Below are 17404 nucleotides of genomic sequence, written 5' to 3' on the forward strand. Positions count from 1 at the left end.
CCTCGGAATAGCGACTACTCGATGTCGTCAGTGACAGCGCGCTTGTCAACGGTCTTCATGCCAATGAAACCATTACCGAAACCCAGCAGACCGGCGATCAGACCACATACTCCTGCTGGGATGACCGCCGAGGCCAGGGCCAGGGCGATGCTGACGGCTCCGAAAGCCAGGCTGATGGCGCCAACGATGATCTTCATGTTCATACTCGCACTTCCTTCTCAAACCCTTTAGCGGAGCCGGCCAGCGGCAAGTTGCGACCGCAAATCCAACCGGCTTCCCCAGGCTGTATATCACCATCAATGATAACAGCAGCGGCATATAGAATATTGGGGTCAGTCGAGGCCCCTTCAAACCCTACCCGACTACTCGGCAGAGTCCAGGTTTCATTGCCGCACCGGGCACTCAGGCATCCCATATGCCAGCATTGACGAATATTGGATAATATGTAAAAACGGCTGCCGATGGGAGGTCATGCTACAGCAAGGCAGCATCCGTTTTCCTGCATTCCATGATCAACCAGTCATATCTGAACAGTATTTTTCGAATTGGAATACAAGCATCTCGACCAAAGCGCCTACCGGACCTGCTTTTGGCAGCCATGACCCTGACTCCATCGGTCCTGCTGGCTGCGACACTGGCACCCACCAAGGCGCAGGCCGCCCAGGAGCCTGCCGACACCAACTCAAACCTCCATGGATTCACGGTTGCCGAGCGCACCATCATCTCCTCTGCGACATTCAAGGTGAAGACCCTGAACCATTTCAACGACAAGCAAACAGCACCCTGGTTCAATCCCACCCACCATGTCTACACGGCCTGGACCGCTCCGGTCGCTGCGAGTTGAGCCTCGTGAAGCAGAACCCCGCAGACCCCAAAGATGACGCGGTCATGACTGTCCACTACTTCGACAACAACGGGGCCCAAGTCAGCCTGCCAACTTCCCGGCCTCAGTCGTACCTGGCACGGTCAGCTACGCCAAGATCAGGGCCTTCGCCCTTCATGGTGAAGCCTGCCGGTACATCTACTTTGTGCCGGTTGGCAGCATCAGAACCACTCCAGCAGCCACTGACACCACCACACCGATCAAGACCACCTACAGCACCGCCGATCTTGCCTCAGTGACCGCCACCGCTGGCGACAAGTCCGTCGTTGGTTTCAACCCCACCAAGAGCGCCGGATTCACCGCTTCCAACAGGGTATTCGTCAAAGTCGACAGCAGCAACATGCCTGAGCCCGAATGGACCTTCACGGACTCCAAGGAAGCAGCGGATATCGCACGCATGGACGTCAGCAGCCCAGACGGCTCGGTCAAACTGACCTGGCGCTTCATTGTGATACGAAACCTGGAAACCTCCGACAATTCCATGCCGAACCCGGATCAGAACGCAACACCCGTTGCCAGTGCCAAGGCTCCGGCACCGGCCCCTGCGCCTGCAGGAGACCCTGCGCCAGCCCCAGCTCCAGTACCTGCGGTTGACCCCGCCAAGCAGAAGGCACCCAAGCGGCCGCCGACAATCCGGCACTGGCCACAACCGATGAGGACGTCGCCTCCGTCAGCACCATCTCCCTGGTACTCGCTTTGGGAGCGGTGATCACCCTCGTTCTGCGCAAGCAGTTGATGGTCTGAACCTAACAGCTGGTCCGCTACCACAACCAAAGTCATGGCCGTGAGTTCAAGAAGGCTCACGGCCATGGCTATTTCATTCTGCATGCACCCCTCATCACAAACACTGCTCCTATCCCACATCTCATATCGCCTGCCAAGAGGACCCATATCCTCTATAGCTGAGTCCGCAATCAGCAGCCCTCCGGCACGAGGCGCCGCAGCCCCGGCCCCTTTCCACCCATATCAATCTGCCAGAACAGCTACTTCGAAGCATCAAGGCTATGCGGTGGCCCTGTTCTGGGGTTCTTCACCGCCCTGTTCGCATTCGGCGATGAAGGAGGAGCAGATCACCATGACCTGGCTGACCAGGTTGAACCAGATCAGCACGCCGATGATGGCAGCGAAGGGTGCCAACAGGGGGTTGCGGGAGGCTCCGGTGAGCAGTCTGGTAGCCAGGAGCTGCATGAGGGAGACCGAAAGGGCACCCAGACCGGCACCCATCAGGGTGTATCTGCCGACCTTGACGTGGGCCACAATGCACAGAATCACCAAGAAGAGCAGGAAGTTCAGCAGCAATCCACTGCCCAGACCGGCCAGATCCACCAGGAAGGAGCCCGCCAAGGAACTGCTGGAGATGTGGATCAACCCCAGGAACCAGCGGACCAAACCACCCGAAACCGCACCGGCGGCCGTGGACAGGACCAGGAGGATGGCGACAAGCAGAATCGCCAGGGTGTCATGGGCCTTGGCCTTGATGAGGGCGAGGTCATCACCGTCGCTGTCGAACATGGCGCCGACGGCCTTGCGGAGGGCATCCATCCAGCTGGTGATCGTCCACCAGAAGATGACCAGGGTGACCAAACCGGTCCAGGTCAAGGTTCCCGAAATCCTGTCCACCAGGGATGGTTTGAGAAAATCCTGGGCCAATCCCGGAAGGAAATCACCAACCGCTGAGATCAGGTAATCACGAAAGGCCTTGTTCCCGGAGACGAAAACACCGAAGATGCTGAAGATGGTCCACAGCAGGGCGAAGAAGGCAAACAGGAGACCATAGGCCAGCCCACTGGCCAGGAGCGGGCCCCGCCGGTTCTGGTAGCGTGCCAGGACTCGACCGGGCAGGGAATCAGTCCACAGCACCAGCAGCTGACCCAGCTTTTCCCGCAATCTACCCATACCAGCACTATAGGGCACGGGAGCGAGGAAGTCCGGCGGGTAGGAGCGTGCGATGCAACCAAGAAGCACACAGTGGCCGGACCGGTTTATCGGAACCGGTCCGGCCACTGAGATGTGCAGCTATGCGCTAGGCCTTGGCGACCATGGCCGTCAACTCCTGGGCTGCGTCATCAGCCTTGACCTCCAGGCTGGTGGCCAGGGTCTCGGAGGAGATCAGGTCGCGGAAGAGCTCGACCTTGGAAGCCTCCGCTGCGGGCACGGTCAGGACCAGGCTGATCCGGTCGGAGATGTCCAGGTCGGCCTCCTTACGGGCGTCCTGGACGGCGCGGATGGCATCGCGGGCGTAACCCTCGGCCAGGAGCTGGTCGTCCAGCCTGGTGTCGAGGATCACGAAGCCGCCAGTGACCAGGGCGGCGGAGACCGCATTGGAGGAATCAGCCTCGTCGGCCTCCTCAACCCGGTTGTCCAGCTCGTACTCCCCCGGCTCCAAGGCCAGGTCGCCGTTGGGGGTCTGCACGACCGGCTGGCCACTGTCCGCATCCATGTGCCAGGCCCCAGTCTTGGAGGCCTTGATGGCGAACTGGACCTGCTTGCCCAGGCGAGGACCTGCGGCGCGGGCGTTGACCTTGAGCTCGTTGATGATCTTGAGCCCGTGCTTGGCGGCCTCGGACAGGGTGGAGAACTCGATGGCCTTGACATTGAGCTCGGTCTTCAGGATACCCTCATAATCACAGACGGCCTGGGGGTCATCGACCAGGACGGTGAGCTTGGAGAGGGGCTGACGAACGCGAACCTGCTCGGACTTACGCAGAGACAGGGTGGCGGAGACGACCTCACGCACCTTCTCCATGGCCGCCACCAGGGCCGGATCGTCGGCCAGGGCCTCCCCCAGCTCGGTGGCCTTGCCGCTCTTGGGGTCAGTCAGGAAGGGCCAGTACTCCAGGTGGACCGATTCGCCGCCGGTCAGCCCCCGCCAGACAGCCTCGGCCTCCATGGGGGCCAGGGGTGCCAGCACCCGCGTGAAGACCTCCAGGACCGTATATAGCGTGTTGAAGGCCTGCTCGTCCTCCTTCCAGAAACGGTCTCGGGTGTTGCGGATGTACCAGTTGGTCAAGAGGTCGATGAAGTCCTGGGCCTGGGCGCAGGCGTCCGCAATGGCGAAGTCATCCAGGGACTGCTCCATCCCTGCAACCAGCCGCCGGGTACGGGCCAGCAGGTAGCGGTCCATGGCTGGCAGTCCCACGACTTCCTCAGACCTGACGCAGCGGGCCTGATAACCCTGCCCGCCTTTGGCCGCATTGGCGTAGAGGGTGAAGAAGTAGTAGGAGGACCAGACCGGCAGCAAGACCTGGCGCACCGTGTCGCGGATGCCATTGGCGGTGACGATCAGGTTGCCGCCACGCAGGATGGGCGAGCTCATGAGGAACCAGCGCATGGCGTCCGAACCGTAGTCGTTGAAGACCCCGTTGACATCCGGATAGTTGCGTAGGTGCTTGCTCATCTTCTGGCCGTCGTCGCCGAGCACGATGCCGTGGCAGATGACATTCTTGAAGGCGGGCTTGTCAAACAGGGCCGTGGCCATGACGTGCAAGACATAGAACCAACCGCGGGTCTGGCCGATGTACTCGACCACATAGTCGGCCGGGAAGTGCTGTTCGAAGTACTCCTTGTTCTCGAAGGGGTAGTGGAACTGGGCAAAGGGCATGGAGCCAGACTCGAACCAGCAGTCCATCACATCGGAGATCCGGCGCATGGTCGACTTGCCCGTGGGGTCGTCCGGGTTGGGGCGGGTCAGCCGGTCGATGTAGGGCCGGTGCATGTTGACCTCGCCCTTGTCGTCACGCGGGTAGTCGCCGAAGTCCTCCTTGAGCTGTTCCAGGGACCCGTAGACGTCCACGCGGGGGTGGGAAGGGTCATCCGAGACCCATACGGGAATGGGTGAGCCCCAGAAGCGGTTGCGGGAGATGGACCAGTCGCGGGCATTGGCAAGCCACTTGCCGAACTGGCCGTCCTTGACGTTGTCGGGAATCCAGTTGATCTCCTGATTGTGTGCCAGGAGCCGGTCCTTGATCTTGGTGACGGAGACGAACCAGGAGGAGACGGGCTTGTAGATCAGCGGGGTGCCGCAGCGCCAGCAGTGGGGGTAGGAGTGAACGTAGGACTTCTCCTGGAAGAGGAGGGCCCGGCGCTCCTCGGGGACCTGGGCCAGGGGGCCGTCGCCGGCGCGAAGGTTACGAAGGATGGGCAGGTTGGCATCGAAGACGTAGGAGCCCTCATAGTCGGGGCAGGCGGCGGTGAAGCGGCAGCCCTCGTCGAGGACGTCAGTGGACTTGATGCCCCTGGCGTTGAGGGTGTTCATATCGTCCTCGCCGTAGGGGGCCTGGTGGACCAGGCCGGTACCCTCGGCGGTGTCGACATAGTCTGCGGTGAAGATCTGGTAGGCCTCAGGCCCGGGCACGCCGCCATCGGCCATGGCCTGGTCACCAGTGAAGTAGGGGAAGACCGGCCAGTAGCGCCAGCCGACCATGTCGGAGCCCTTGAGTTCACGGACCATCTCGTAGTCCTCACCCAGCTCCTTCTCGTAGTGGCCCAGCAGGGCCTTGCCCAGGTAGAACTTCTTGCCGGCGAACTTGCCCTGGCTGGGGCGGACCTCCACATAGTCAATGTCCGCGCCGACCACGATGGCGAAGTTGGTGGGAACGGTCCAGGGAGTAGTGGTCCAGAAGACGGCATAGGCATCGTCCTCGTCGCGTAGCTTGACGGCCACGGAGACTGTGGTGTCCTGGCGGTCCTGGTAGACGTCGGCGTCCATACGCAGCTCGTGGGCGGACAGGGGGGTGCGATCCTTGGGGCAGTATGGCAGGACCCGGTAGCCCTGGTAGGCCAGGTCCTTGTCGTAGAGCTGCTTGAAGGCCCACATGACCGACTCCATGTAGGGGATGTCAAGGGTCTTGTAGCCATGGTCGAAGTCGACCCAGCGGCCCTGGCGGTGGACGTAGTCATTCCATTCCTGGGTGTACTTGAGGACCGAGGCCCGGCAGGCATCGTTGAACTTGGCGATACCCATCTCCTCGATCTGGTCAACCGATTCGATGCCCAGCTCCTTCTGGGCCTCCAGCTCGGCGGGCAGGCCGTGGGTGTCCCAGCCGAAGACCCGCTTGACCTTGCGGCCCTTCATTGTCTGGTAGCGGGGGATCACGTCCTTGGCATAGCCGGTCAGGAGGTGGCCATAGTGGGGCAGGCCGTTGGCGAAGGGCGGGCCGTCGAAGAAGACGAACTCGTTGCTGCTGTTGTCGCCGGAGGGCCGCTGGTCCACGGACTTGTTGAAGGTGTCATCAGCATCCCAATAGCCCAGAACCGCTTCCTCCTGCTGGGGGAAGCTGGGATTGGGGGCTACCAGCCCCTTGCCTTCGCCGGTGCTGGCCTTCGGGTAGACGTGTGCTTGGGTGGATTCACTCACCGTTGCTCTCCTCGCTCTGAGTCCGTCAGTATCAGACGGTCATCTGACACTACTACTGGCGAGGACGATGGCCGGGCCTGTGAGCCTGCCGCCACCGCGGTACCACCTCTTTTGCCGCATGTTCCCTGACCGCACAGCAACTGGCTAGCCAACCGCTGCACTCAGGCCACGCGACCTCTCAAGTCGGGCTGTCTCGGGCCCACCCGTCGGTTCTAGTAAGCCACCGCGGCATCTGCCGCCGTAACCGTTCTTCCGAAAGCTCCCCGCTGATAACGGATCATCGCCCAACTGCCCCACATACTAACACGCCAACAAGCCAAGCCCCTGCCCTGGTCCATCAACACAACCCCACATACGCACACTGCGGAATATCGGACAGTTTCAAGCGACTTGTGTCCGATATTCCGCAGTTGGCGATCAGGCCCGGCATGGGTGGGTCGTGGACTGACCGTCGGCGGCTACTCCAGTTCCAGCTTGCCGGTGTAGAGCTGGTAGTACTCGCCGCCTTGGGCGATGAGCTCCTCATGGTTGCCGCGTTCGATGATGCGGCCATGGTCCAGGACCATGATGACGTCCGAGTTGCGTACGGTGGAGAGGCGGTGGGCTATAACGAAGGTGGTGCGGCCCTTCATCAAGGCGTCCATACCCTTTTGGACGACCTCCTCGGTGCGGGTGTCGATCGACGACGTGGCCTCGTCCAGAATCATGGCGGGCGGGTCGGCAACAGCGGCACGGGCGATGGAGATCAGCTGGCGTTGACCCTGTGACAGACCGGAGCCGTCACCCTCCAGCACGGTCTGGTAGCCCTTGGGAAGCATGCGGATGAAGGAGTCGGCGTTGGTCAGCTTGGCTGCCTCGATGCACTCCTCGTCGCTGGCGTCCAGGCGGCCGTATCGGATGTTGTCGATTACAGTGCCAGTAAAGAGATTCACGTCCTGTAGGACGATGCCCAGGGAGCGGCGAAGGTCGGGCTTCCTGATGTTCTTCACGTCAATGCCGTCGTAGAGAATCTGGCCTTCCTGAATGTCGTAGAAGCGGTTGATCAGGTTGGTGATGGTCGTCTTGCCTGCGCCTGTGGCGCCGACCAGGGCCATCTTCTGACCGGGCTTGGCGAACCAGGTGATGTCGTGGAGGACGGGCTTATCCGGGTTATAGCCGAAGGTCACGTCGGTGAAACGCACATCGCCCTTGAGTAGGGTGTAGCGCCCATCCGGCGAGGTCACCGCCACTTCCTTGGCCTTGCGGGCCACCTCGCGGGCATCGCCCTGAAGTTTCTCGGCTGCCAGGAGGGAACGGGTGCCATCATCGTCGGCGGCCCGCTTCCAGGCCCAGTGGCCGGTCTCCCGGTCGCACTCGGTCATGGTGCGGCCGTCGGGGCCGATTTCAACGGAAACCAGCTCGACGGAACCACCGTCGGTCTCCACGGGTTCGTCCATGAGGGCGAAGATCCGGGAGGCGCCGGCCAGGGCCATCATCACCATGTTGAACTGCATGGAGACCTGGCCGATGGGGTTGATGAAGGAGCGCGAGAGGGTCAGCAGGGAGATGAGGGTGCCCAGGGTCAGGGTGCCCGCACCGCCCAGGCCGAAGTTGCCCCAGCCTGCGATGCCGGCCAGACCACCGAAGATGGCCAGGAGCACATAGAGCAGGTAGCCCATGTTGCCCACGACCGGCATGGTGATGTTGCCGTAGGTGTTGGCCTCGGCCGAAGCCTCGAAGAGAGCCTCGTTCTTGTGAGCGAAGGTCGCTGCGGCAGCATCCTCATGGTTGAAGACCTTGATAACCTTCTGGCCGCCCACAGCCTCCTCCACAAAGGCGTTGACCCCGCCGAGCTCCTGCTGCTGCTTGACGAAGAAGCGGCCGGACCGGCTGACGATCTTACGCACCACGAAGAGCAGGAGGGCGGTGAAGGCCAGGGTGAAGAGGGAGAAGGGCACCGAGAGCCAGAGCATGGAGATCAGGGCGGCCAAGGCGGCGATGATTGAGGAGAACATCTGCGGGAAGGACTGGGAGATGGCCTGGCGCAAGGTGTCGGTGTCGTTGGTGTAGCGGCTCATGGTGTCGCCATGCTCGTGGGTGTCGAAGTACTTGATGGGCAGGAGCTGCTGGTGGGCGAACATCTGGTCTCGGATGTCCTTGAGGGTCCCCTGCTCCACACCGACAACCAGCCAGGACCAGAGCCAGGCCGCCAGGGTACCGACCAAGTAGAGGCAACCCATCAGGACCAGCATCTGGACCAGCGGACCCCACTTGGGGTTTGCCTCCCCGACCAGGGGCAGGATGTAATGGTCAATCAGGGTCTGCAGGAAGAGGGCCGAGGAGGCCTGGGCCGCGGCCGAAAGGACGATGCATAGCACGATGATGGCAACACGCCACTTGTAGTGGAGAATGTAGCCGAACAGTCGCTTGGTGGTGCCCGGCGTTGCCTTGCTCATGGCTGGCCGCTCCTGCTTGGATGTCTGAGCACTCATTGAAGATCATCTCCTTGGGCCTGCTTGTTGGTTTGGGATTCGTATATGGACCGGTATTCGTCGGAGCTCTTGAGCAACAGCTCGTGGGTGCCGGTGTCGAGTATTCGCCCCTCGTCCATGACGATGATCATGTCGGAGTCCTGGACCGAAGCCACCCGCTGGGCGATGATGATCTTGGTCGTATCGGGAATCTCACTGGAGAAGGCCTGGCGGATCAGCTGGTCGGTCTTGGTGTCTACGGCCGAAGTGGAATCGTCCAGGATCAGGATCCGTGGTTTCTTCAGGAGGGCACGGGCTATGCAGAGCCGCTGACGCTGGCCACCGGAGACGTTGGAGCCTCCCTGCTCGATGTAGGTGTCGTACTTCTTGGGGAACTCCTGGATGAAGCTATCGGCCTGGGCCAATATGCAGGCATGGCGCAGCTCATCGTCCGTGGCATTGGGATTGCCCCAACGTAGGTTCTCGGCGATGGTGCCGGAGAAGAGGATGTTCTTCTGCAGGACCATGGCCACCTGGTCGCGCAGAACCTCCAGGTCATACTCGCGAACATCCTTACCACCGACCTTCAGGGAGCCGGAGGTGACGTCGTAAAGGCGGGGAATGAGCTGGACCAGGCTGGACTTGGCCGAACCGGTGCCGCCCACGATGCCGATGGTCTGACCGGAGGCGATCTTCAGGTCGATGTCGTCCAGGACCGGTTTCTCCGACTGGTCGGAATAGCGGAAGTAGACATGGTCGAAGTCGATGGACCCGTCAGTGACCTGCATGACCGGGTTGGCCGGATCCTGGACGGTGCTCTCCTCCTGGAGCACCTGGCAGATACGTTCAGCCGAGGCCTGGGAGATGATGACCATGACCACGATCATGGCCACCATGTTCATGGCCATGAGGATCTGCAGGGCGTAGGTCACCAGGGCCGTCAGGTCACCGGTGGTCAGGCCCAGGGCGGCGTTGTTGCCGGAAGCCACGATCTGCTTGGCGCCCAGCCAGGCAATAAGGATCAGTGAGGCATAGATGCAGAAGTTCAAGAGGGGAACGGTGAAGCTCATGATCTTCTCGGCCCTGCAGAAGTAGTTGTAGATGGCCGTGGAGATGCGGCCAAACTTCTGGTTCTCATGGTCCTCACGGTTGTAGGACTTGACCACGCGAATGCCCTGCAGGTTCTCCTCCACCACGCTGTTGAGCCGGTCGTAGGTATGGAAGACCCGCTCGAATATCGGGTGGACGTAAACGAAAAGGCCGATCAGACCGACACCCAGGATGGGGATGGCGGCCAGGAAGACCAGGGAGATGGAGTGGCTGATGCGGAAGGAGAAGAGCCATGCCACAATCACCATGATGGGGGCACGCACGCCCACGCGAATGATCATCTGGTAGGCGTTCTGCAGGTTGGTCACATCAGTGGTGAGCCTGGTGATGATGGAACCCGTCGAGAAGCGGTCGATGTTGGTGAAGGAGAAGCGCTGGACCTGGTCGAAGAGGTCATGGCGGAGGTTCTTGGCGAAACCTGAGGAGGCAATGGCCGCATACTTACCGGACATCAGACCGCAAAAGAGCGACACCGTCGAGCAGCAGAGCAGAATCAGACCGAACTTGACGATGGCTGGCATGGATTGCCCGGAGACTCCCTGATCAATAAGTAGGGCCATGATGGTCGGAATAACTATCTCCAGGACACTCTCAACGAAAACGAACCCGGGCGCGAGCCAACTGGCCTTGGTGTATTCGCGCAAGCTCTTCAACAACGTGCGCACCACATGTGTGGGCTTGACCTCGGCTTCCTCCCGCTCACGTATGGCGACTTCAGTCGCGTTGGATTCGCTCACTGCGTCCCTCCTCTTTGCTCATGGTGTGCTACACCCTATGCTGATGGTTCGATGATGGATCACCCGGCTGCCTCAATCCCGTCCAGCCAAGGCCCGCAAGGGTTCACCGGTCTAAAATATAACCCGACTGGCTGTACCCATATGTTCGGGAAAAGCTTCCCTATCCATCCTCTGACATTCTTCACCTGGTCCTTGACCAGCATGGCTGGAGCAAGGAAACCTGTGGTCGTGCGGATGGGCCGACGAATTCGGCTGATGGGCCAAAGAGCCTGGCAGACCGCCAAAGGTCCTTTGACATGATACTCTCGACACACCTCTGCCATAGTGATTCCTCTAAGCGCAAGACCCCGACAGACACAGCCCACTGATGGCATAGGGTTCCGCCGTAGCCCTTGTCTCCCAGCTTCAGGCCGAATAGTCGAGGAGGTTCAGCCCATGTCGGCCTGGTCTCAACTCAATGCTGGGCCACCCCTGGGTGGTCGGGATCCGAGGACCCTGGCTCCTGAATCTGGGGCACCGCAAGAAGGTCACGCCACTGGTCCATATCCCTGCCATAGGGGTGGCTGCGGGGACCGTGCGCCTGGATGTCTGCCTTGGCCGCAAAGACATCAGCCTCACTCAGGCCTTGACTCCAATCAGCCAGCGGCCTGAATCGGTCCGGGTCATAGAACAATGAACCGACCAGACTGGTCAAGGCCTGGGCTCTGTCTATGGGCAAGGAGTCCCAGTGGCGCAATTCCACCAGGTTCTTCAGCCGAACATCGTTGAAATGGGTGGACAAGAGGTGCCGGACCTCATAGTCGTTGAGCCGTCGGTCGGGGTAGACATCTGCGGCGTTCTCCCTGAAGGCGGACCGCTGGAGCTGGGATGCTGACTGTCCAACGGCCTCCGGCGTATGGGTCAGGTCCAGGGCCATGAGCGGGGTGGCGAGCACGTCGATGGCGTAATCCTCCCAGGAGAACCGCGGATCGAAGAGGCCGGGGATGATGTTGGTCCGTTGAAAATCGGTGAAGTCCCATATTCGCTGGCGTAGGAGGGGGTAGGGATTGGTCTGGCCCTCAAAATAGGGAGAGTTCCTGAAGAACAAGGCCAGTATCGGCCCCAGGGCGCTGCCGAGCCTGAGTTTGGCTATGGCATCGGCCTCATCCCGATAGTCGATTGACACCTGGGTGGAGGCGGAGCAGCGCATCATGCAGAGTCCAAACTGCCCCTGGGCACCCAGGTATTGGGTCATGGACTGGTAACGGCTCTTGGGGATGACCTTGATATCGGTAAAACTGCTCCTGGGCTGGTAGCCATAGGTGACCAGACGGAAGCCCAGCCCATCAGCCAGGGGGTCCAGCTCCCTGCGAAAGTCCTCATAGATGCCGGTCAGTTGGTCGGCCTGGTCCAGGGGCCCTATGGAGGCTTCGACCTGGGCGCCCGGTTCCAGGGATATACTGATGCCCGGCCGCCCCAACCCCAGCAGCTGCCCCCGCTCCCAATACTCGAGATCGGCTTGGTAGTATGGACGAAGGGCCATCAACAGGGCTTTGACACCAGCCTCGCCCTGGTAGGGAACAGACAGGTCGCTGCCATGGAGAACCGGCAGATGCTCAATCTCCACACCATAGCGGTCCTTCGACGCTGGCTTGACGCCCTCCTGAAAGAAGGTCAGGAGGCTGTCAACATGCTTGCTGTTGACCTTGGCTCCCAGATGGGCGTAGGAGACTCGTGGGGTATGCAATGTTCCTTCTTCCCTGGCTGCTGGCAGCCGGTACGGCACTGATGGCTCCTCTAGCGATCCCAGGCCCGAGACCTGCCCAGGCCCATCTGGCCGGTACCGCTGGAGCCAGCTCCCACAGTAGGGATGCTATGGCAGAGGGTTCCCGCCAGAGGATGGTCGTCACTTGGCGGGAACCCTGGGCATTCACGAACAGGTGGATCAGTCGGCCGAGGTCAGCTGCTGATGGGCCTTCTTGGCCGCCGCGATCATGAGTTTGATGCGGTTGAGCTGGTTGGCTTGGGAGGCCCCGGGATCATAGTCAATCGAGACGATGTTGGCCTCCGGGTGGAGCCTGCGGATCTTGCCGAACATGCCTCGGCCGGTCACATGGTTGGGCAGGCAGGCGAAAGGCTGGGCGCAGACCACATTGGGGCAGCCGGACTCGATGAGCTCCAGAATCTCGGCCGTCAGCAACCAGCCCTCACCGGCCTGGACACCCACGGACGTGACCTCTGCGGCCTTCTTGACCAATTCGGGCATGGGCAGGTCCTGGCTGAACTTGCCGTCGGCCAGATCAATGGCCCGGCGTACGGGGTTCAGGTAGCGGTCCAGGCCCCAACGCATGAGAGCGTAGGCGGACTTGTTGCCGCCCATGCCCAGGTGCTTCTCGTTCCAGTCGGTGATGTAGGGCCTGGTGGTCATGAACTCCATGATGCCGGGGACCACAGCCTCGCAATCCTGGGACTCGATCACATCCACCAGATGGTTGTTGGCGTCAGGATGGTATTTGACCAGGATTTCCCCTACCACACCAACCCTGGGCTTGCGCTCAATATGCTGGAGGGGCAGAGCGTCGAAGCTCTTGACAATCTCCTTGAGGATGGTCTGGTAGGGCAGGTAGCCCTTGCCGATCACAGCCTTGGCCGTCTTGGAATAGCCGTGGTGCTCCAGGGTCTCGCGCACGATGGTGTCCCAGGTGCGGTAGAGCTCGTTGGCCGAGCCCTCCTTGGCCTCGTAGGGCCGCACACGCATGAGGCACTTGAGCAGGAGATCCCCGATGATCAGGGCCTTCATGGCCCGGTGCAGGAGGGTTGGGGTGGCGGTGAAGCCGGGGTTGTCCTCGATGCCTTGGGTGGACAGGGCGATGACCGGAACCTGGGGGTAGCCGGCATCAATGAGGGCCTTGCGGATGAGGCCGAAGTAGTTGGTGGCCCGACACATACCGCCGGTCTGGGTGATGGCCAAGGCCACCTTGTCGGGGTCGTACTTGCCCTGGACTATGGAGTCGACCAGCTGGCCGACCACCATGATGGCCGGGTAGCAGGCGTCATTGTTGACATACTTGAGGCCCAGCTCCACATCCTCATGACTGGCCACCTTGAGGACGTCGAACTTGTAGCCACCTGAGCGGATGACGGATTCAACCAGGGACATGTGGATGGGGCTCATCTGGGGAGCCACGATCGTGTAGTCCTTGCGCATGGACTTGCCGAAGGGAATCTTGTTGGCGTACTTGGACATGGTGGCCGCGTTGTGACCACCCTGCTCCTGCCCCTTGCCGGCCTGACCGGACTTGCCCTTGGCCTTGCGCGAGGCGTCCTTGACCGATTCGGTGAGCTTGGGGTTGGCGGACATGACCGAATCCAGCAGGACCTGACGGCCCGGAGTGGGAGCCTCGGAACCAGTCTTGCGGAACTCGCCCTGAACCGGCTGGGGGTTGTCAAGATCAACGGCTTCAGCGGCGGTTTCCTTGCGCTGCTGGGCCTCCTCGACGGCCTTCTGGGCGGCAGCCAACTGGGCCTTGGCCTCGGCAAGCTTGGCCTCGGCCTGTGCTATCTCCTCCTGGCGCCTCACACGGGCCGCCTCCTCCTTAGCTTGCGCATCGGAGTCCACGGGCTGATCGAGCTTGTTGGGCACAGCGCTGGACTGGCCCTCCTTGAGCATCCGGGCCTTGCTGGCCTCACGCTCCTCGATGGCGGCCTTGAGGGAGCGCAGACGAATCTTGGCCGCACCCAGGTTGGAGACCTCATCAATCTTCAGGAGGGTGTAGACGTCGGCCTTGTCGGCCAGGATCTCGGACACCTGGTCGGTGGTGATGGCGTCGATGCCGCAGCCGAAGGAATTGAGCTGGACCAATTCCAGACCGGGGTAGGAGGCCACGAAATTGGCGGCCGAGTACAGCCGGGAATGGTAGGCCCACTGGTTGGTGACACGCAGGGGCATCCGGGTGACCTTGCGGTCTCCGGACTTGATGAAGCCACCCTTGTTCTTCTTGCGGGGGTCCTCCTCGCCCTCTTTCAGGAATTCACTCAGGTTGAGCTTGTCACCCGGCTTGAGCTCGCAGATGGAGTCCTCGGAGAGCACCACCATGCCCAGGGAGCAGATGGTCTCGGGGATGCCGTGGTTGACCTCAGGGTCCACATGGTAGGGCCGGCCAGCCAGGACGATGCCCTTGCAGTCATGCTCCTTCATATAGGCCAGGGCGCGCAGGCCCTCCTGCTGGACATCGTTCTTGAAGATCTTGTCCTCGCCGTAGGCGGCCTTGACGGCGACCTCCGCCTCCTCGCGGGAGACGTTGGCCCAGGCGAATTCCTCGACGATGCGGTCGACCATAAGCTCATGGTTGGCCAGGTTGAAGTAGGGGCGCATGTACCGCACGCCCTCATTGCGCAGCTCAGGCATGTTGGCTTCGATAACGACCGGGTAGTTGGCCACGACCGGGCAGTTGTAGTGGTTGTCGGTGTCCTCGTCCACCAGGTTCTCCTCATAGGAGACACAGGGGTAGAAGATGGTATTGACACCCTTGTTCAGGAGCCACTTGATATGGCCGTGGACCAGCTTGGCCGGATAGCAGATGTTCTCGGAGGCGATGGACTCAATCCCGGACTGGAAGAGATCATGGCTTGAACGGCCCGAGATCATGACCTTGAATCCCAGGGAGGTCAGGAGGGTGAACCAGAAGGGGTAGTTCTCGTACATGTTGAGCACCCGGGGAATGCCGATGGCCCCACGGGTGGCCTTCTTGTCCGTCAGTCGCCGGTATGCGAAGCAGCGCTTGTACTTGTAGTCATAGAGGTTGGGCCGGTCTGAACGCTGCTTAGTGGCATCGCCGCCGCGCTCGCACCGGTTGCCGGTCACGTAGCGGGAACCGTCCTGGAAGGTGGTGATGGTCAGCTTGCAGCGGTTCTGGCAGAGCTTGCAGACATCACGCTCCGAAGTCATGGAAAGCCCGTCCAACTCCTCACCCGACAGAATGGAGGAGACGGTATGGTGGGCCTGGGGGTCGTCCTCGGCGGCGTCGACATAGTGCATACGGGCGGTCAGGGCCGCGCCGAAGGCACCCATGAGACCGGCGATGTTGGGGCGGGTGACCTGGCGCTCGGTCAGGAGCTCGAAGGCGCGCAGGACGGCATCATTGAGGAAGGTGCCACCCTGGACCACGACGGTGTCGCCCAAATCTCCAGAATCCCTCAGCTTGATGACCTTGTAGAGGGCGTTACGAACCACCGAATAGCACAGGCCGGCAGCGATGTTCTCCATGGAGGAGCCCTCTTTTTGGGCCTGCTTGACCGAGGAGTTCATAAAGACCGTGCAGCGCGAGCCCAGGTCGACCGGATGGTCGGAATTGAGGGCCGCCTTGGTGAATTCCTGGATGGTCAGGCCCATGGACTGGGCGAAGGTCTGCAGGAAGGAGCCGCAGCCCGAAGAGCAGGCCTCGTTGACTGATATGGAATCAATGACCCCGTTGTTGATGGCCAGGTACTTCATGTCCTGCCCACCAATGTCGATGACCGAGGTGACGCCAGGGCTGACCATCTCGGCCCCCCGGTAATGGGCCATGGTCTCGACCACGCCCTCGTCCAGGTGCAGACCGGTGGTGATCAGGCCCTCCCCGTAGCCGGTGGCGCAGGACCGGGCTATGTAGGCGCCTTCCGGCAGCTCGCCCTGAATCTCCTTGGTGATCTCGATGGCCGCATCCAGGGGGCTGCCCTCATTGGTGGCATAGGAGGACCAGACAATCTCCCGATCATCGTTGACCAGGACCGCCTTGATGGTGGTGGACCCGGCGTCGATGCCCAGGAAGTGGGGCCCCTTGGCCCCCTCCAGGGTGCCGATGTGGATGTGCTCACGGTGGTGGCGTTCCTCGAAGTCCCTGCGGTCCTCCTCGCTCTCGAAGAGCGGAGGCATGGTGGGCGTATCGGCTGGCTTGTTCTTGAGGCCCTCCAGGCTCTCCAGGATCTCGTCAATCGTCTGGGTCTCGAAGTGCTGGTTGGATTCAAGCTCCTTGTCGTCACCGGTCAGGAGGGCCGAGCCATAGGCCACGTACAGGTGGGCATCGGTGGGGATGATGAACTCATCCACCTTGCCCTTGAGGGCCCGGGCGAAGGCCTCGCGCAGTTCGGAGAGGAAAAAGAGGGGCCCACCCAGGAAGATGACGGTGCCCTTGATGGGCCGGCCTGCCGACAGTCCGGCGATGGTCTGCGTTGCCACTGCGGTGAAGATGGAGGCGGCCAGGTCATGCTTGTCGGCGCCGTCGTTGATCAGGGGCTGGATGTCGGTCTTGGCGAAGACGCCGCAGCGTGAGGCGATGGGGTACAAGGTCTTGTAGGTCTTGGCCAGATCGTTGAGCCCGGAGGCGTCCGTATCCAGCAAGGTGGCCATCTGGTCGATGAAGGCACCGGTACCTCCGGCGCACGATCCGTTCATACGCTGTTCAGGAGTGGGCTTGAGGTAGGTGACCTTGGCGTCCTCGCCGCCCAGCTCGATGATCACATCGGCTTGGGGGTAGACCTGGTCGATGGCCTGGGTCTCCGCAATGACCTCCTGGACGAAGGGAACCCTGAGGTCGTCGGCCAGGCCCAGGCCACCCGAGCCCGTAATGGCCAGTCTGACCGACTGGTCGGTCCTCCCCTGCTCTTCCAGTGAGGACTTGATGTCTTTGAGGAGCCCAGCCACGGTTGCGCGGACATTGGCGTTGTGGCGCCGGTAATCCGAGAATAGGGCCTTGTCGAGGTCATCGCTCTGGTCAAGCACCACGGCCTTGACTGTTGTCGAGCCGATGTCCAGACCAACCCGCAGAGCCTTGGCCTTACCACCGAATCCGGCGGTATTCGTCGCATCTACCATGCATTTACCTCTTCACTGTATGGGGCAGCGTCGCAG

The 17404-nt window shown here is 61.4% G+C and carries 8 protein-coding genes and 1 pseudogene; 2 read left to right on the top strand and 7 right to left on the bottom strand.

The genetic code is table 11. The features are described 5' to 3' along the window. Positions 1-14: 14 nt before the first annotated feature. On the bottom strand, positions 15-203 hold the full coding sequence (locus tag CRD60_RS01785) for a hypothetical protein (RefSeq protein ID WP_113859576.1): 189 nt from the start codon (positions 201-203) through the stop codon (positions 15-17). A 395-nt stretch (positions 204-598) separates the two neighbouring features. On the opposite strand from CRD60_RS01785, the gene CRD60_RS01790 reads away from it, so the two are divergent. Together CRD60_RS01790 and CRD60_RS08940 are read left to right on the top strand one after the other, a co-directional pair. Next, entirely contained in the window at positions 599-844 is a 246-nt protein-coding gene (locus CRD60_RS01790) for a hypothetical protein (protein ID WP_127975612.1), read from the top strand. Between the two features lie 184 nt (positions 845-1028). Further along, complete coding sequence (locus CRD60_RS08940; protein WP_201737185.1) at positions 1029-1592, top strand: hypothetical protein; 564 nt, start codon at positions 1029-1031, stop codon at positions 1590-1592. A gap of 293 nt (positions 1593-1885) precedes the next feature. Here the strand turns inward: CRD60_RS08940 and CRD60_RS01800 are convergent, their stop codons facing one another. The 6 genes and pseudogenes from CRD60_RS01800 to CRD60_RS01825 all read right to left on the bottom strand — a co-directional run. Further along, positions 1886-2779: a YihY/virulence factor BrkB family protein gene (locus CRD60_RS01800; RefSeq protein ID WP_113859578.1), complete on the bottom strand. Its 894-nt coding sequence runs from the start codon at positions 2777-2779 to the stop codon at positions 1886-1888. Between the two features lie 127 nt (positions 2780-2906). Further along, complete coding sequence (gene ileS, locus CRD60_RS01805; protein ID WP_113859579.1) at positions 2907-6239, bottom strand: mupirocin-resistant isoleucine--tRNA ligase; 3333 nt, start codon at positions 6237-6239, stop codon at positions 2907-2909. Positions 6240-6697: 458 nt separating this feature from the next. Further along, positions 6698-8710, bottom strand: coding sequence for an ABC transporter ATP-binding protein (locus CRD60_RS01810; RefSeq protein ID WP_113859580.1), 2013 nt, complete (start codon positions 8708-8710; stop codon positions 6698-6700). Further along, entirely contained in the window at positions 8707-10506 is a 1800-nt protein-coding gene (locus CRD60_RS01815; RefSeq protein ID WP_236630781.1) for an ABC transporter ATP-binding protein, read from the bottom strand. Before CRD60_RS01815 ends, CRD60_RS01810 begins: the two co-directional genes overlap by 4 nt. Before the next feature lie 484 nt (positions 10507-10990). Beyond that, positions 10991-12262 carry a glutamate-cysteine ligase family protein gene (locus CRD60_RS01820; RefSeq protein WP_113859582.1) on the bottom strand — a complete coding sequence of 424 codons (1272 nt, stop codon included), beginning with the start codon at positions 12260-12262 and terminating at the stop codon, positions 10991-10993. 1566 nt (positions 12263-13828) lie between these two features. Then, positions 13829-17368, bottom strand: a pseudogene (locus tag CRD60_RS01825) (acyl-CoA dehydratase activase-related protein); the annotation flags it as partial. Positions 17369-17404 lie beyond the last annotated feature (36 nt).

Source organism: Bifidobacterium aemilianum (genome assembly GCF_003315635.1).
GTDB classification, from domain to species: Bacteria; Actinomycetota; Actinomycetes; order Actinomycetales; family Bifidobacteriaceae; genus Bifidobacterium; species Bifidobacterium aemilianum.